Genomic DNA, 15,302 nt, shown 5'->3' with positions numbered 1-15,302 from the left:
GTTGTCCGCCGTGACCACTCGTATCGCTGTGTGCCCGGGATCCTTCGATCCCGTGACGCTCGGGCACCTGGACATCGTGCGCCGCGCGCGGAGCCTCTTCGACGAGGTCGTCGTAGCCGTGGGCATCAATGCCGGCAAGGCGCCGCTGCTCGACGCCGAGACGCGGGTGCGGCTGTTCACCGAGGCCGTCGCCGGCCAGGACGGCGTCCGGGTGGTCCGGATGCCGGGCCTGCTCGCGGACCTGTGCACCGAGCTCGGCGCCGCCGCCATCGTCAAGGGCCTGCGTGGGGGAGCCGACTACGACGCCGAGCAGCCGATGGCGCTGATGAACCGGCACCTGAGCGGGGTGGAGACGGTGTTCGTGACCGGCGCTCCCGAGCTCGCGCACGTCTCCTCCAGCATGGTCAAGGATGTCGCCCGGTACGGCGGCGACATCGCCGGACTGGTCCCGCCCGCCGTCAGTGATGCCGTCCACGCGGCGATCTCGGCACCGCCCCCGAAGGATGGACGCTCATGAGCAAGGCCGCAGAACAGGGCGAGTCGCTCGTCGCGATCCTCGAGGAGCTCGCCGATCTGGTCTCCTCCGCTCGCTCGATGCCGATGTCGGCCTCGGTGCTGGTCAACCGCGCCGAGGTGCTGGAGCTGATCGATTCGGCCACCGGGGTGCTCCCGGACCAGATCACCCGGGCCGACTCCGTGGTGGCCGACGCCGATGCCGTGCTCCAGCGCGCCCGGCGAGAGGCGGCCGCGATCGTGGAGAAAGCGCAGCAGCGAGCCGAGGAGCTCGTCTCACGCGAGGCGGTCGTCGCCGCTGCCGACGAGCGCGCCCAGAACATCGTGGCCGAGGCCAAGGCCTCGGCCGAGAAGCTCTCCCGGGAGGCGGACGACTACTGCGACCGCCAGCTCGCCCAGTTCGAGATCGATCTCAACTCGATCTCATCCCAGGTGGCGGCCGGACGGGCACGCCTGATGGAACGCACCCGGGGCCGCAGCGGTCCGTCGGAGGCAGCCGGCGACAACGACAAGGAGACGACCGGCACATGACCCACTTCCAGATCTCCACCCGCGACCTGGGCCGCCGGCCCGGGTCGATGCGCACCCACACCCTCGACGCGCCGGTCGCGGAGCCGATGGGTAACGAGGTGATCGCCGTACGCGCCGGGCGCGAGGTGGCGCTCGACCTCCGCCTCGAGTCCGTGATGGAGGGTGTGCTCGTCACCGGCACCGCCTCCGCGGTGGCCGAGGGGGAGTGTGTGCGCTGCCTGACCGAGGTGGTCGTCGACATCGATGCCGACATCACCGAGCTTTTCGCCTACCCGGGCACGCAGGACACCGACCAGCTGGGCGAGGACGAGGACCCGCTGCCCGAGCTCGACGGGGAGACGCTCGATCTCGAGCCCACGGTGACCGACGCCGTCGTGCTCTCCCTGCCGTTCCGGCCGCTGTGCCGCCCGGACTGCCCGGGCCTGTGCCCGGACTGCGGCATCCGCCTCGACGAGGCCGAGCCCGGTCACGCCCACGAGGACCTCGATCCGCGCTGGTCGGCCCTGGCGGCGCTCGCGGGCGCCGAGGGTGACCAGGACGCCGAGGGCGCCGAGGACGAGACCGACGAGACCGACCAGCAGGAGCGCGAGAGGTGACCGCCCGCGCCCTCGACGAGCTGGTCGAGGCGCTGGGCATCGAGGTCGACCCGGAGCTGCTCGTGCTCGCCCTGACCCACCGCTCCTTCGCGCACGAGGCCGGGGGCATCCCCACCAACGAGCGCCTGGAGTTCCTGGGCGACTCGGTCCTGGGTGTGGTCGTCACCGAGCACCTCTACCGCACCCACCCCGATCGCGCCGAGGGTGATCTGGCCAAGATGCGGGCCGCCACCGTCTCCCAGCGGGCGCTCTCGGCGGTGGCACGCGAGATCGGGCTCGGGCAGTACCTGCTGCTCGGACGCGGCGAGCAGGGCACCGGTGGGCACGACAAGGACTCGATCCTGTGCGACACGCTCGAGGCCGTCATCGGGGCCGTGTACCTGTGCCACGGGCTGGAGCCGACCCGCGCGTTCGTCCAGCGGCTCGTGGGCGCGCGGCTCACCGACGCCGCCGGCCTGGGGGCCGGGCTGGACTGGAAGACCAGCGTGCAGGAGCTCGCGGCCGAGCGCGGGCTGGGGGCGCCGGTCTACCGGATCGAGGCGACCGGCCCCGACCATCAGCGTCACTTCGTCGCCACCCTGGCCCTCGACCGCCAGGACTGGGGCGAGGGTGAGGGTTCGTCGAAGAAGATCGCCGAGCAGCGCGCCGCCGAGAACGCCTACCGGGCCCTGGAGGCCGCCGGCGGCGGCGAGGCCTAGTGCCCGAGCTGCCCGAGGTGGAGACCGTGCGGTCGGGCCTGGCTGCGCATGTGCTTGGCCGGCCCGTGACCGGGGTGCAGGTGCTGCGCGAGCGGGCCGTGCGCCGTCAGGAGGGCGGAGCGGCCGAGCTCGCGGCGCTGCTCACGGGCAGGACGTTCACGGCCGCGGTGCGCCGCGGCAAGTTCTGCTGGCTGACGATGGCCGGCCCGGACGGTGAGCCCGAGGACCACGCCCTGCTGGTCCACCTGGGCATGAGCGGGCAGATGCTCGTGCGGGACGAGGTTCCCGACGGCGCACCTCACCCGCACCTGCGTGTGCACCTCTCCCTCGCCGGCGGCCCCGATCTGTGGTTCGTGGACCAGCGCACCTTCGGATACGTCACCGTGGCCGATCTGGTGCCCACCCCCGACGGCGGCCCCGGTGGTGACGCCGGAGGCGCCCCCGTGGCGGGGCTGCTTCCCGATGCCGTGGCCCACATCGGCCGGGACCTGCTCGATCCGGTGCTAGCCGAGCCGGCCGCCCGGGCCGCGCTGAACCGGCGGGTGCGGCGGGGACGCCGCGGCATCAAGACCGTGCTGCTGGACCAGACGGTGACCTCGGGCATCGGCAACATCTACGCCGACGAGGCGCTGTGGCGAGCGGGCGTGCACTACGCCCGGCCCGCCGACCGGATGCGGCCGGGCATGGTGGCGTCGGTGCTGGAGGCCGCCGAGGAGGTGATGCGCGAGGCGCTCGTGGCCGGCGGGACGAGCTTCGACGCGCTCTACGTCAACGTCAACGGGGCTTCGGGCTACTTCGACCGGTCGCTGGCGGTCTACGGCCAGGCGGGCCGCCCGTGCCCGCGGTGCGGGACCGCGATCGTGCGGGAGGCGTTCGCCAACCGGTCCTCGTTCTTCTGCCCGAGGTGCCAGCGCGCGCCGCGGTGAGGGCTCGGGCGGGCCGCTACCGCGGGCGCCGGTCGTCGGTGGTGAAGCCGTCCCGAGCGGAGCGGTCCTGCACGGTCTCGAGTTCCTGGAAGAAGGTGACCTGCCACCCGGCCGGCCCCTGGACCCGGGCGTTGATGGTCTGGAAAGGGGTGCGGGTGGCCGGAGCCAGCGTCGCGGTGCCGTGCTCGGCGACCGAAGCGACGGCGCTCTCGGTGTCATCGACCTCGAGCGCGATCCGGAGCGTCGGCTGCTGGGACTCGGGGACGCCTTCAATCGCGTCGATGGCTCTCACGTGGGCGGGACTCGCGAGCTCGATCGTGGCGGTCCCGGCATGCAGGATCGAGACGCGATCGTCCCCCTCGGTGGCGAATGCGGGCTGCTCGGGCATGCCGAGCACATCGCGGTAGAAGTGCACTGCCTCATCGAAGTCGTCGGTCTCGATGATCAGGCGGAGCTGGCGGGGAGGATTCGTCGGTGTCGTCATGGCGCTCATCCTGGACGCTGACATGGGTGTCAGGGGCAAGTCCCCAGCGGTCACGCCACTGCTCCAGCCGGAGCAGCTCGGCATCGATCGCCCGCTTCTCGCTGGTCAGCCGTTCCCGGGCCGAGGTCAGTGCCTGGCCGAGGAGCGCGGTGTCCTTGACGGGGGCGGTCAGCGCAGGAAGGAGTTCGCGGATGACCGAGCTGCAGAACCCGGCGCGGAACAGCTCCTGGATCTCACCCACGATCGTCTCGTGCTCGGTGCCGTAGATGCGCTGGCCGGCCGCGGAGCGGGAGGGCGCGAGAAGGCCCTGATTCTCGTAATAGCGCAGGGAGCGCACGCTCACCCCTGTGCGTCGCGCGAGCTCACCGACTCTCATGGGCCCATCATGGCTGACGCCGCCCGTCGGCGGCCTGGTCGCGGGCCCGGCACCCAGACTGCCGGACCCGCGGCCGGACCGCCGACGGGCGATCAGGAACCGGTGATCAGCGGTCCACGCGGGCGCTTCCACCACCGGCGAGCTTGAGCACCTCGGCCTTGGTGACCATGGTGGTGTCGCCCGGGGTGGACATGGCCAGGGCGCCGTGGGCTGCCCCGTACTCGACCGCCGTCTGGATCGGCTCACCCTCGAGCAGGCCGTAGATCAGGCCCGAGGCGAAGGAATCGCCGCCACCGACCCGGTCGAGGATCTCCAGGTGCTCGCGGTGGGTGGCCTCGGCGAAGCCCTCGTCCCTCGACCAGGCGATCGCGCCCCAGTCGTTGTCCGAGGCGGTGTGCACGGTGCGCAGGGTGGTGCCGATGACCTGGAAGTTCTCGTACGTCTGCCCGGCTTCGGTGATCATCGCCTTGAAGCTGTCGATCTCCAGGTTGTCGAGGTTGTCCCCGGTGCCCTGGACCTCGAAGCCGAGGGAGGCGGTGAAGTCCTCCTCGTTGCCGATCATCACGTCGATCAGCGGGGCGATGGCCTTGTTGACCTCCTGGGCCTTGGCCTGGCCGCCGATGGTCTTCCACAGGCTCGGGCGGTAGTTGAGGTCGTAGGAGACGACCGTGCCGTGCTTCTTGGCGGCGGTGACCGCCTCGATGACGACCTCGGCGGTCGACTCCGAGAGGGCGGCGAAGATGCCGCCGGTGTGCAGCCACCGCACGCCGAGCTCGCCGAAGAGGTGGTCCCAGTCCACCTGGCCGGGCTTCAGCTGGCTGATCGCGGTGTTGCCACGGTCGGAGACGCCGACGGCGCCGCGCACCCCGAACCCGCGCTCGGTGAAGTTCAGGCCGTTGCGGACCTCGCGCCCGATGCCGTCGTAGGGCACCCAGGTGATGAAGGAGGTGTCCACCCCACCGGTGAGCATGCAGTCCTCGACCAGGCGGCCGACCTCGTTGTCCGCGAGGGCGGTGACCGAGACGGCGCGCAGACCGAACGCCCGGCGCAGACCACGGGCGACGTTGTACTCACCGCCACCCTCCCAGACGCGGAACTGGCGGGTGGTGCGGATACGGCCCTCGCCCGGATCCATGCGGAGCATGATCTCGCCCAGGGAGGCGATGTCGTAGCGGCACTCGGAGGCGGGGCGGATGGACAGGCTCATGGGATCCCTCGTCGAATCGGTTGCTGGGTCAGGTCAGGCGGTGGCGAGCGCGACGGCCTCGCGGGTCAGGTCGGTGACCTTCTCGAAGTGGCCGGCGGCGATCTCGTCCCGGGGCACCATCCAGGAACCGCCGACGGCGAGCACGGCGGACAGCGCGGTGTACTCGGCCAGGTTCTTCGGCCCGATCCCGCCGGTGGGCACGAACCGCAGGTCCCCGAACGGTGCTGCGAGCGCCTTGATGGCCTTGGCCCCACCGGAGGTCTCCGCCGGGAAGAACTTCACGACCGTCAGGCCCTCGGCCAGGGCCGCCTGCACCTCGGTGGCGGTGACGGCGCCGGGCAGGGGCAGCACACCGCGCTCGATGCAGCGGCGCACCACCGGTTGGGAGAAGCCGGGGGAGACGACGTAGGAGGCGCCGGCGTCCACGGCGGCGTCGACCTGCTCCGGTGTGAGCACCGTGCCGGCCCCGATCAGCATGTCGCCCCGGGCACTCATCGCCTTGATCGAGTCCACCGCGGCAGCGGTCCGGAAGGTCACCTCGGCCACGGGGAGGCCACCGGCCACGAGGGCCTCGGCCAGCGGAGCGGCGGAGGCGGCGTCGTCGAGAACGACGACGGGCACCAGGCGGGCGGCGCCGATGCGCTCGAGCATCTCGGGGGACTGCGCTGTCATATCTCTCCTTGTGCGGTCGCAGGACCACAAACGTTTGCAGTGATGTAATTGCCGATCACGCTAACATGAGTGGCCTCGGGTCGACAATGATCCACAAACGTTTGCAGAAGGGTGCGCATGCCGACGACGCTCCGGGACGTGGCCGATGCCGCCGGCGTCTCCATGGCCACCGTCTCGCGCGCCCTGGCGGGCTCCACCGTGGTGGCCGCCGGTACGCGCGAACGCGTGCGGCGCCTCGCCGAGCAGCTGGACTACCAGCCCAACCGGGCGGCCCGGCAGCTGGTCACCGGGCGCGGGCAGGCGATCGGTCTGGTGGTGCCGGACCTGCAGAACGCCTTCCACGCCTCGGTCGCCACCGGGGTGCAGCGGCGGGTGCGCGATGCCGGGCTGAACGCGATGATCGCGGACACCGATGAGGATCCCGGTCGCGAGCTGGAGGTGCTCGGCCAGCTGGCGATGGTGTGCGAGGGTGCCGTGCTGGCCTCCTCCCGCACCACGGACGCCGAACTCGCCGAGGTCGCCGGCCGCACCCGGGTGGTCCTGGTGAACCGGGTGCTGGACGGGGTCCCCGCCGTGGTGGGTGACAACGCCGACGGCATCACCCAGGCGCTGCGGCATCTCGCAGCCCTCGGACACTCCCGGATCGGCTACGCCGGGGGGCCGGCCACCTCCTGGTCGGATGCGCGCCGCCGGGAGGGTCTGCAGGCGGCGGTCGGCGCCGGGATCGTCGGCCCGGACACGGTGGTGGACCTGGGATCGTTCCGCCCGGGTTCGGCGGGCGGGATCGCGGCGGCCGATCAGGCGCTGGCCCGCGGGGTGAGTGCGGTACTCGCCTTCAACGACCAGCTCGCCCTGGGGATTTTGGGCCGCCTGGCCGACCGGGGGATCGCGGTGCCGCAGCGGATGAGCGTGGTCGGCTTCGACGACGTCCCGGTCGCCCGGCTGCTCGCGCCGCCACTGACCACGGTCGCAGTACCGGCGCTGGAGATGGGAGCGGCGGCCGTGGATCTGCTGCTCGGCGCCGAGCCGATCACCCGGATCCTGCCGGTGGAGCTGCAGGTGCGGCGTTCCACCGCGGAGCCGCCCGCGGGGTGAGCGACTCCGCCTGACCGGACCGACACGGCTGCGTGGATCTGCGGCAGCATGTCCCCGCAGATCACGCATGACGGTCGCTCCGGTCACCGACGCCGCGGTGCCGGACCCCAGTAGGCTGGGAACGTGAGTGATCCGGTCCGCGTCCTGATCGTCGACGACCACGAGATCGTGCGCCGCGGCGTGGTCGACGTGATCGACATGGCCGACGACCTGACCGTCGTCGCCGAGGCCTCCACGGTGGCCGAGGCCATCCAGCGGGCCGAGCTGACCCGCCCCGATCTGCTGCTGGTCGATCTGCAGCTGCCCGACGGCACGGGTGTGGACGTCATCGACGGCGTCCGCGCCGCGCTGCCCGACGTGCGCGCCGTCGTCCTCACCTCCTTCGGGGACCCGCAGGCCCGGTCCGCCGCCCAGGCCGCCGGCGCCCAGGCATTCGTGCTCAAGTCCGTGCGCGGCGGCCAGATCCTCGAGGCGGTGCGCGCCGTGGCCGCCGGCCGGACGCTGCTGCGCGAGGTACCCGCCGAACCGCGCGCCGACGACCCGTTCGAGCTGCTCACCCCCTCCCAGCGCCGCATCGTGGAGCTCATCGGCGACGGCCTGTCCAACCGGGAGGTGGCCGAGCGGCTCGGCGTGGCGGAGAAGACGGTCAAGAACCACGTCACCTCACTGCTGGCCACGCTCGGACTGCAGCGCCGCACCCAGGTGGTCGCCTGGGTCACCGGCCGGCGGCGGGACCAGGACCCGCAGTGGCGGCACGCCCCGACCTGAGCGCCGATTACGCTCGAACCATGCCCGAACACACCAGCGAAGCCCCCGAGGACAGCACGACCCTCGCCGCCGCCGTGGCCGGCGTGATGCCGCAGGCGATCTCCGATCTGAGCGAGCTCGTCTCCTACCGCTCCGTGCAGGACGCGGCCGTGGAGGACCCCGAGCAGTGCCGCCTCGCCGCGCAGTGGGTCCGCGACCGGTTCATCGAGCTCGGCCTCACCGACACCGACCTGGTGCCCACCCCCGACGGCAGTGACGCCGTCATCGGTCACTACGAGGGCCCGCCGGGCGCCCCGCGGGTGCTGCTCTACGCCCATTACGACGTCCAGCCGGCGCCCGCCGAGGGCTGGCACACGGACCCGTTCACGCTCACCTTCTCCGAGGGCCGCTACTACGGCCGCGGCGCGGCCGACTGCAAGGGCAGCGTGATCAGCCACCTCACCGCGCTGCGCGCCCTACGGGACACCGGCTCCGAGGCGTATCCGGTGTCCCTGACGGTGGTGATCGAGGGCTCCGAGGAACAGGGCACCGGTGGCCTGGAGCAGTACGTGGCCGCCCACCCGGAGGAGTTCGCGGCCGACGTGATCCTCATCCAGGACACCGGCAACGTGAAGGTCGGCCGGCCCACCCTGACCACCGCCCTGCGCGGCATGGTGGACGTGACCGTGCGCGTGGACTCCCTCGCCGGGCAGCTGCACTCGGGCGCGTTCGGGGGTGCCGCGCCGGATGCGCTGGCTGCCCTGATCGCCATGCTCGCCTCCCTCAAGGACGAGCGCGGCAACACCACGATCGACGGGCTCGACGCGACCGGCACCTGGCCCGGGGCGCCCTACGCGGAGGCCGACTTCCGCACCGATGCCGGGATCCTCGAGGGCGCCGAGGTGACCGGGTCGGGAACCGTGGCCGACATGATCTGGGCACGCCCCGCCGTCACCGTGCTCGGGATCGACGCGCCCGCCGTGGTGGGGTCGGTCCCGGCGATCCAACCCAGTGCCGCGGCCCGCGTGAGCCTGCGGGTGCCGCCCGGCACGGACACCGCCGAGGCTGCCGAGAAGCTGCAGGCGCACCTGCGCCGCGCCGCCCCCTGGGGGGTACGGGTGAGCACCGAGCTGGTCGGCCAGGGGGCGGCCTTCGGGGCCCGCACCGACACGGCGGCGTTCGCACTGCTGGAGCAGGCGCTCACCGACGCCTTCGCTACGCCCACCATCACCGCCGGGCAGGGTGGGTCCATCCCGTTGACGGCGGCCCTCGCCTCCGCCCAACCCGATGCCTCGATCGTGATGCTCGGCCTGAGCGACCCGGCCAGCCAGATGCACGCCGCGAACGAGAGCGTCCATCCCGGCGAGCTGGAGCACATGGCCACCGGGGTGGCGACCTTCCTGCGCCGCCTGGGTCGGCAGCGCTGAGGCACTAGCGCCCCTCGAGGGCGGCGCTCCACTGCAGCCGCGTACCGCCGTCCGGCCCCGGCTCGAGGGTGCACCGGCCGCCGTGCCGGCGGGCCCGCCCGGCCAGGTTCGCCAGGCCGGAGCGGCGCGCGACGGACAGATCCGGCCCCACGCCGTCGTCGGCCACGGTGACCACGAGCCGAGCGTCCTCGCCGGTCGCGATCGTGACCGTGACGTACTCGGCCCGGGCATGCCGGGCCGCGTTGGCCAGCCCCTCGCGCACCACCGCGACGACGTCGTCGGCCAGGTCCTCCTCGACCCGCGCCAGGTCCGCGCCCGTGGTGAGCCGCACCTGCAGGCCCAGTGCCGTGCGAGCGTGGGCGACCTCGCGTTCGAGCCGGTCGCCGAGCGGGAGGTGTTCGTCCTCGGCCCGCAGCGCATGCACGATCCGGCGGATCTGCCCGACCGCCTCGTCCACCCCGTCCAGCGCGCTCTGCAGCTCACCGGCCTGCGCGGGATCGAGCCGCTCCTGCAGGTGCCCCAGCCGCAACCCGGTGGCGAAGAGCTGCTGGATCGCCAGGTCGTGCAGGTCACGGGCGATACGGCTGCGCTCGGAGAGCAGCTCGGCCAGGTTCTGCGCCTGCCGCGCCTGGGAGAGCGTGATCGCCAGCGCTGCCTGCCGGGCGATCGACTCGGCCACGGTCAGCTCGTTCTCGGTGAACTCCACCGCGCCGGTGCGGCGCAGCAGGATGAGCACACCGAGGCCCTCATCGCCGGCCATCAGCGGCGCATACAGGGAGGGCCCGTACCGGCCGAACTGCGGCACCCGCAGGTTCCGGGCGCGGGCGAAGGAGTCCACGATGATGCCGTAGCCGTCGCGCAGGACCGTCATCGCGCGCCCGTTCGGCGGCATCACGATGCCGACGAGGTCACCCACGGGATCGCCGTCGGCGAACTCGATCACCCAGTCCGAGCCGACCCCGGGCAGCACCAGCACCGCGGTGTCGGCCTCGGCGACCTGCCGCACCCGGCGTGCGATGAGCGCGAGGGCGTCCTCGATGTCGGCCCCCGAGAGCAGGGTGGTGGTGATCTCCTGCCCGACGGCGAGCCACCGTTCGCGGGTGCGCGCCGCCTCGTAGAGGCGTGCGTTCTGCACGGCGATCCCGGCAGCGGTGGCGAGCAGCCGGACCCCGGCGGCGTCCTCGTCGGTGAACGGGGCCGACTTGCCGGCCACGTAGAGGCGTCCGTGCACCTGCCCGCGTACGCGCACCTGGACCCCCAGGAAGCGGGCCGTGCGGGGATGGCCCGGCGGCAGGTCCGCGAACCGCGGGTGGTCGACCAGATCCTCCAGCAGCAGCGGCTCGGTGCCGATCGCCTCCAGCACCTCCACCCCGTGCGGATGCGTGAGCAGCGCCTGCACGTGCGGGGCATCGCCGGTCTCGATGTGGGTCTCCACCTCCCCGGCCGCGTCCAGCACCCCGATCGCGGCGTACGGGGCGCCGGTGAGGTCGGCCGCCGCCTCGACGACGGTGTGCAGCACCTCCTCCAGGTCCAGGTGTGAGGTGACCGCGAGCATCGCCTGCAGCATCTCGGTGGGTGCGGTCCTCATCGGACCAGTCTCCTCGATGCGCCGAGGCGGAGCACCTCATCGGCGGCGCCGGTGCCCCGTTCGTCGTGGGTGATCAGCAGCACGCCGCGCTCGCGGCCGAGGGTGAGGATGTCGCGCTGCAGGGCCAGTGCGGTGGCGGCGTCGAGGTGCTCGGTGGGCTCGTCCAGGATCAGCAGCGGGGCCGGTGAGCACAGCGCCCGGGCCAGCAGCAGCCGGCGGCGCTCGCCGCCGGAGAGGGTCTCGGCGCTGACGAGGGTGTCGAGCCCGTCCGGTAGGGAGGAGACGAGGTCTTCCAGTCCGACCCGGGCCAGCACGTCCCACGCCTCGTGCGGGCCGACGTCCCCCCGTGCCACGCGCAGGTTCTCCAGCACGGTGGTGGCGAACAGGTGCGCGTCCTCAGGGGTGTAGGTGAGGACGTCGGGAGCGGTGGCGCCGCCGTCGATCTGCAGGGTGCCCGCGACCGGCCGGAGGAGCCCGGCGAGGGTGAGGGCGGCGGTCGTCTTGCCCGAGCCGCTGGGGCCGAGGAGCGCCACGGCCCGGCCGGGCTCCAGGTCCAGGTCGATCGGGTCGGCGACCGCGCGACCCTCCCATCCGCACACGAGACCGCGCGCAGACACGCGTGGTGCCGCGTTCTGTCGCTCGGCGGCCGCGGGAAGCGACGATTCGGGGCAACGCGCGGCAGCCTCGAGCAGGTCGGTGACCCGCCGCGCCGCCGCGGCCGAGCGGGTGATCTGGATGGCCGCCGCCGGCAGCACGGCTGTCGCCTCGAACGCTGCCATCGGGGTGAGTACCACCACGGCCAGCTCGACCGGTGCGAGTGCCCCGGACGTCATCGCCGGTATCCCGATCACGAGTGCGGCGACCGTGGCGATCCCGGAGGCGAGCAGCCCGATCCCGTGCGCGAGCGCGGCGGGGGCGGCGGCGCGGTCCCGCGCCCGCCGCAGCCCCTCCTCGGCGAACTCGAGCGCGTGGCGGGCACGGTCCATCCGGCCCTGCACCTGCAGCTCGGTGGCGCCGTCGAGGATGGTGGTGGTGGCCACGGTGACCTCCCGGCGCTGGTGCGCGGCCTCGATCTCGGCGAGCCGCGCTGCGCGGGCGGCGAGGGCCGGCGCGAGGATCCCCGCCAGCACCAGGCAGGCCGCCAACACCAGCGCGACGGCGGGGGAGAAGGCCCCGACGAGTCCGACGCCCGCTGCCGAGACCACCGCGGCGACGGCGGCCGGCAGCAGCCCGCGTACGAGCACGTCCCCGAGGGCGTCCGCGTCGGCGCCCAGGCGGGTGAGCAGATCGCCGCGGCGCAGGCCCAGCACCGCCTCGGTGCGCCCGGTGGCCAGCGAGCGGTAGAGGCGCTCGCGCAGGGCCGCGACCCCGCGCAGGGCCACGTCATGGGAGGCGAGGCGGTCGAGATAGCGGAACAGGCCGCGGGAGATCCCCAGCGCCCGCACCGTCACCACGGCGATCGTCAGGTCCAGCACGGGCGGCATCTGGCTCGCGCGGGCGATCAGCCAGGCGGAGACCGCCGTCAGGCCCACCGCGGCGGTGAGGGTGAGCACCCCCCAGGCGATGGCCACCACGGCACGGCGGGGCGAGATCTCGAGCAGCGGCAGGACCGTCCGGACGGCCCGCAGATCCGCGATCAGTCCTCCAGGGGTCCGAACGTCAGGGTCGGAACCGAGAAGGGGTCGAATATTCGGCCCGTGGAGGGGGGCCGACGAGCGGCCACGGCGGCCCGGCCCGGCGATCACGGGACCCGCTCCTCGGCCCGTACCGGGATCAGGGCATCGCAGGCGGCGATCAGCTCCGGCCGGTGCGCCACCACGACCACTACCCGGCCCGCCGCCGCGGCGTGCCGCAGCACCGCCACCAGCTCGGCCTGCGCCGGCCCGTCCAGATGCGCCGTGGGCTCGTCCAGGGCCAGCACCGGCGCCGGGTCGAGCAGCGCGCGGGTGAGCGCGAGCCGCTGCCGCTGCCCGAGCGAGAGCCCCCAGCCGCCCTGCCCGATCCGGGTCTGCCATCCCTGCGGCAGCGAGGTGAGGACCTCCGCCAGTCCGGTGGCACCCGCCGCCTCCGCCACCCGGGGATCCCGCTCCGGATCGTCCAGCCCGAGGTACTCGGCCACCGTGCCCGGTTCGATCACCGGCCGCTGGGGCACCCATGCCACCTGCCGCCACCACTGCTCGGGGGCGAGCTCGGCCACCGAGGCGACGCCGTCCGGGCCCACCACGAACACCTGACCCTCGTCCGGGGCGAGGGCGCCCACCAGGGCGAGCAGCGCCGTCGACTTGCCGGACCCGTTCGGGCCGGTCAGGCCCGTGATCCGTCCCGCCTCGGCCCGCCCGGTCAGTCCGCCGGGGGCGGCGTAACCACGCTCCCCGGCACGTACGGTGACGGCGTCCCACCCGATCGCCTGCACCGCGCCGGGTGTGGAGGCTGTGCCGCGGGCAGGCGGGTCCGCGTCGAGCACCGCGTGCACCCGCTCGGCGGCGGCCAGGCCGTCGGCGGAGGCGTGGAAGTGCGCGCCGACCTGCCGGATCGGCAGCAGCGCCTCCGGCGCGAGCACGAGCACCGCCAGGCCCGCCTCCAGGGTCACCGAGCCCGCCACCAGCCGCAGGCCCACCCCGACGGCGACCGCGGCCACGATCAGGCTGGCGAACAGCTCCAGCACGGCCGAGGAGGCGAACGCCACCCGCAGCGTGGCCATCGTGGAGCGGCGCGAGGCCTGGGCCAGCGAACGCACACGTGCGGCCGGCCCCAGTGCCCGGCCGAACGCCTGTAGCGTCGGCAGACCGGCGAGCAGGTCCAGCAGCTGGGCGCCGAGACGCTCGGACTCGGCCAGCCGGCGCCGGGCGTAGGCCTGGGTGACCACGCCGATCAGCCACATGAACACCGGGATCACGGGCAGCAGGGCGGCCACCGTGAGAGCCGCCGTCAGGTCGAGGGTGGCCATCAGCACCAGCACGGCGGGGGTGAGGATCGCCGCGAGCAGCAGCTGGGGCAGGTAGCGCACGAAGTACGGCTCGAGGTCGTCGAGACCCCGGGTGAGCGTGGTGCGCACCTCGCTGCCGTGAGCGGCCAGCCAGCGCGGCCCGAGCGCGGCGGCGCGGGCGAGGACCTGGGCGCGCAGTTCGGCGATCACCCGGGTGGCACTGCGATGGGCGAAACGCTCGCCCGCCGCGGCCAGCACCGCGCGGAGCACCACCAGTCCGGCGACGCCGGCCACCGCGGGCGCGGCATCGGCCCAGGTCCCCTCGCCCTGGATCACCGGTGCGAGGGAGCGGGCGAGGAGGACCGCGGTGGCGAGCACGCAGGCGGTGGTGGCCACCGTGAGCACGGTGGTGAGCAGCACGTACCCGCGGGCGGCGCGTGCCCGGGTCAGCAGCCGGGGGTCGAGTGGTTTCATCGCCGCGACGGCGTGGTCCCGGCCCGGCCGGGCAGGCCCGTGTGCGGGGGGATCACCTCGGCGGTGAGCCGCTTGCGGAAGACCCAGTAGGTCCAGGCCTGGTAGCCGATCACCAGCGGGGTCAGGAATCCGGCCACCCACGTCATGATCGTCAGCGTGTACGGGGTGGAGGAGGCGTTCGCGATCGTCAGCGAGTTCGCCGGGTCGTTGAGGGCGGGCATCACGTTCGGGAAGAGCGAGCCGAAGAGCAGCGTGACCGCCGCGGCGATCACCAGCACGCTGGCACCGAAGGCCCACCCCTCACGCCGCGCCCGGGTGGCACGCAGGACGGCCACGAGCCCGGCGGCGGCTGCGGCGACAGCGGCCCAGGTCCAGAGGTGGCCGGAGTGGGCCAGCTGGGTCCAGATGGCGAAGACCCCGGCGACCCCCGTCGTCGGGACGGCGAGCACGGCTGCGGTCCGGCCGGCGCGCTCGCGCATCGGCCCGGCGGTCTTGAGGGCGATGAAGATCGCTCCGTGGGTGGCGAACAGCAGCGTGGTGGTGGCCGCGCCGAGCAGGGCGTAGGGGGAGAGCAGATCGAGCAAGGAACTGGTCATCTGGTGATCGGGCGTCAGCTCGACGCCGCGTACCAGGTTCGCCAGCGCCAGCCCCCACAGCACCGCCGGGGTCCACGAGCCGAACGTGATCGCCCAGTCCCACCGGGCGCGCCAGATGTCGTCGTCGATCTTGCCGCGGAACTCGAAGGCCACGCCCCGCACGATCAACGCCACCAGGATGAGCAGCAGTGGCAGGTAGAACCCGGAGAACATCGTGGCGTACCACTCCGGGAAGGCGGCGAACATCGCCCCGCCCGCCACCAGCACCCACACCTCGTTGCCGTCCCAGACCGGGCCGATGGTGTTGATGATCAGCCGGCGGTCGGTGTCGTTGCGGCTCAGCGGGCGCATCAGCATCCCGACGCCGAAGTCGAACCCTTCGAGCACGAGATAGCCGAGCCAGAGCACGGCGATGAGCAGGAACCAGAGCACGGGGAGGTCCATGG

General features: G+C 73.3%; 16 protein-coding genes. 8 read left to right on the top strand and 8 right to left on the bottom strand.

All coding sequences use genetic code 11. The annotated features are described in order from the left end of the window. Nucleotides 1–10: 10 nt before the first annotated feature. Genes coaD through mutM form a run of 5 tightly spaced genes read left to right on the top strand, consistent with a single transcriptional unit; the run spans nt 11 to nt 3,264 of the window. Nucleotides 11–517, top strand: a complete 507-nt coding sequence (coaD, locus tag LQF12_RS10670) for a pantetheine-phosphate adenylyltransferase (RefSeq protein ID WP_231052916.1) — start codon at nt 11–13, stop codon at nt 515–517. Further along, the gene (locus tag LQF12_RS10665; RefSeq protein ID WP_231052915.1) at nt 514–1,044 is read left to right on the top strand and encodes an ATP synthase subunit B family protein; all 531 of its coding nucleotides are present in this window, start codon (nt 514–516) and stop codon (nt 1,042–1,044) included. The genes coaD and LQF12_RS10665 overlap by 4 nt, the downstream gene beginning before the upstream one ends. After that, nucleotides 1,041–1,640: a YceD family protein gene (locus tag LQF12_RS10660; protein WP_231052914.1), complete on the top strand. Its 600-nt coding sequence runs from the start codon at nt 1,041–1,043 to the stop codon at nt 1,638–1,640. Before LQF12_RS10665 ends, LQF12_RS10660 begins: the two co-directional genes overlap by 4 nt. Beyond that, nucleotides 1,637–2,338 carry a ribonuclease III gene (gene rnc / locus LQF12_RS10655; RefSeq protein ID WP_231052913.1) on the top strand — a complete coding sequence of 234 codons (702 nt, stop codon included), beginning with the start codon at nt 1,637–1,639 and terminating at the stop codon, nt 2,336–2,338. The genes LQF12_RS10660 and rnc overlap by 4 nt, the downstream gene beginning before the upstream one ends. Continuing rightward, nucleotides 2,338–3,264 (top strand): bifunctional DNA-formamidopyrimidine glycosylase/DNA-(apurinic or apyrimidinic site) lyase, encoded by a 927-nt coding sequence (gene mutM / locus LQF12_RS10650; protein ID WP_231052912.1) that lies wholly within the window; start codon nt 2,338–2,340, stop codon nt 3,262–3,264. Before rnc ends, mutM begins: the two co-directional genes overlap by 1 nt. A 16-nt stretch (nt 3,265–3,280) precedes the next feature. On the opposite strand, the gene LQF12_RS10645 is transcribed toward mutM, so the two are convergent. The 4 genes from LQF12_RS10645 to eda form a co-directional block, all read right to left on the bottom strand. Then, on the bottom strand, nt 3,281–3,748 hold the full coding sequence (locus tag LQF12_RS10645) for a VOC family protein (protein WP_231052911.1): 468 nt from the start codon (nt 3,746–3,748) through the stop codon (nt 3,281–3,283). Next, nucleotides 3,684–4,124 carry a MerR family transcriptional regulator gene (locus LQF12_RS10640; protein ID WP_231052910.1) on the bottom strand — a complete coding sequence of 147 codons (441 nt, stop codon included), beginning with the start codon at nt 4,122–4,124 and terminating at the stop codon, nt 3,684–3,686. Before LQF12_RS10640 ends, LQF12_RS10645 begins: the two co-directional genes overlap by 65 nt. Nucleotides 4,125–4,230: 106 nt before the next feature. Continuing rightward, nucleotides 4,231–5,331: a sugar kinase gene (locus tag LQF12_RS10635; protein ID WP_231052909.1), complete on the bottom strand. Its 1,101-nt coding sequence runs from the start codon at nt 5,329–5,331 to the stop codon at nt 4,231–4,233. Nucleotides 5,332–5,364: 33 nt separating this feature from the next. After that, entirely contained in the window at nt 5,365–6,003 is a 639-nt protein-coding gene (eda, locus tag LQF12_RS10630) for a bifunctional 4-hydroxy-2-oxoglutarate aldolase/2-dehydro-3-deoxy-phosphogluconate aldolase (RefSeq protein ID WP_231052908.1), read from the bottom strand. Nucleotides 6,004–6,120: 117 nt separating this feature from the next. On the opposite strand from eda, the gene LQF12_RS10625 reads away from it, so the two are divergent. The 3 genes from LQF12_RS10625 (at nt 6,121) to LQF12_RS10615 (ending at nt 9,272) form a co-directional block, all read left to right on the top strand. Further along, nucleotides 6,121–7,098 (top strand): LacI family DNA-binding transcriptional regulator, encoded by a 978-nt coding sequence (locus tag LQF12_RS10625; RefSeq protein WP_231052907.1) that lies wholly within the window; start codon nt 6,121–6,123, stop codon nt 7,096–7,098. Between the two features lie 123 nt (nt 7,099–7,221). Beyond that, complete coding sequence (locus tag LQF12_RS10620) at nt 7,222–7,866, top strand: response regulator (RefSeq protein WP_290370684.1); 645 nt, start codon at nt 7,222–7,224, stop codon at nt 7,864–7,866. Between the two features lie 20 nt (nt 7,867–7,886). Beyond that, on the top strand, nt 7,887–9,272 hold the full coding sequence (locus LQF12_RS10615) for a dipeptidase (RefSeq protein ID WP_231052906.1): 1,386 nt from the start codon (nt 7,887–7,889) through the stop codon (nt 9,270–9,272). A gap of 4 nt (nt 9,273–9,276) precedes the next feature. On the opposite strand, the gene LQF12_RS10610 is transcribed toward LQF12_RS10615, so the two are convergent. The 4 genes from LQF12_RS10610 to cydB all read right to left on the bottom strand — a co-directional run bounded on the left by LQF12_RS10610 (nt 9,277) and on the right by cydB (nt 15,300). Further along, nucleotides 9,277–10,860 carry a sensor histidine kinase gene (locus LQF12_RS10610; protein WP_231052905.1) on the bottom strand — a complete coding sequence of 528 codons (1,584 nt, stop codon included), beginning with the start codon at nt 10,858–10,860 and terminating at the stop codon, nt 9,277–9,279. Next, the gene (gene cydC / locus LQF12_RS10605) at nt 10,857–12,467 is read right to left on the bottom strand and encodes a thiol reductant ABC exporter subunit CydC (protein WP_435531238.1); all 1,611 of its coding nucleotides are present in this window, start codon (nt 12,465–12,467) and stop codon (nt 10,857–10,859) included. Before cydC ends, LQF12_RS10610 begins: the two co-directional genes overlap by 4 nt. Before the next feature lie 134 nt (nt 12,468–12,601). Then, entirely contained in the window at nt 12,602–14,260 is a 1,659-nt protein-coding gene (cydD, locus tag LQF12_RS10600; protein WP_231052903.1) for a thiol reductant ABC exporter subunit CydD, read from the bottom strand. Then, nucleotides 14,257–15,300, bottom strand: coding sequence for a cytochrome d ubiquinol oxidase subunit II (gene cydB, locus LQF12_RS10595; RefSeq protein WP_231052902.1), 1,044 nt, complete (start codon nt 15,298–15,300; stop codon nt 14,257–14,259). The genes cydD and cydB overlap by 4 nt, the downstream gene beginning before the upstream one ends. Nucleotides 15,301–15,302: the final 2 nt, after the last annotated feature.

Source organism: Ruania suaedae (assembly GCF_021049265.1).
Classification (GTDB): Bacteria; Actinomycetota; Actinomycetes; order Actinomycetales; family Beutenbergiaceae; genus Ruania; species Ruania suaedae.
This window is presented reverse-complemented; position numbering and strand designations above follow the sequence as displayed.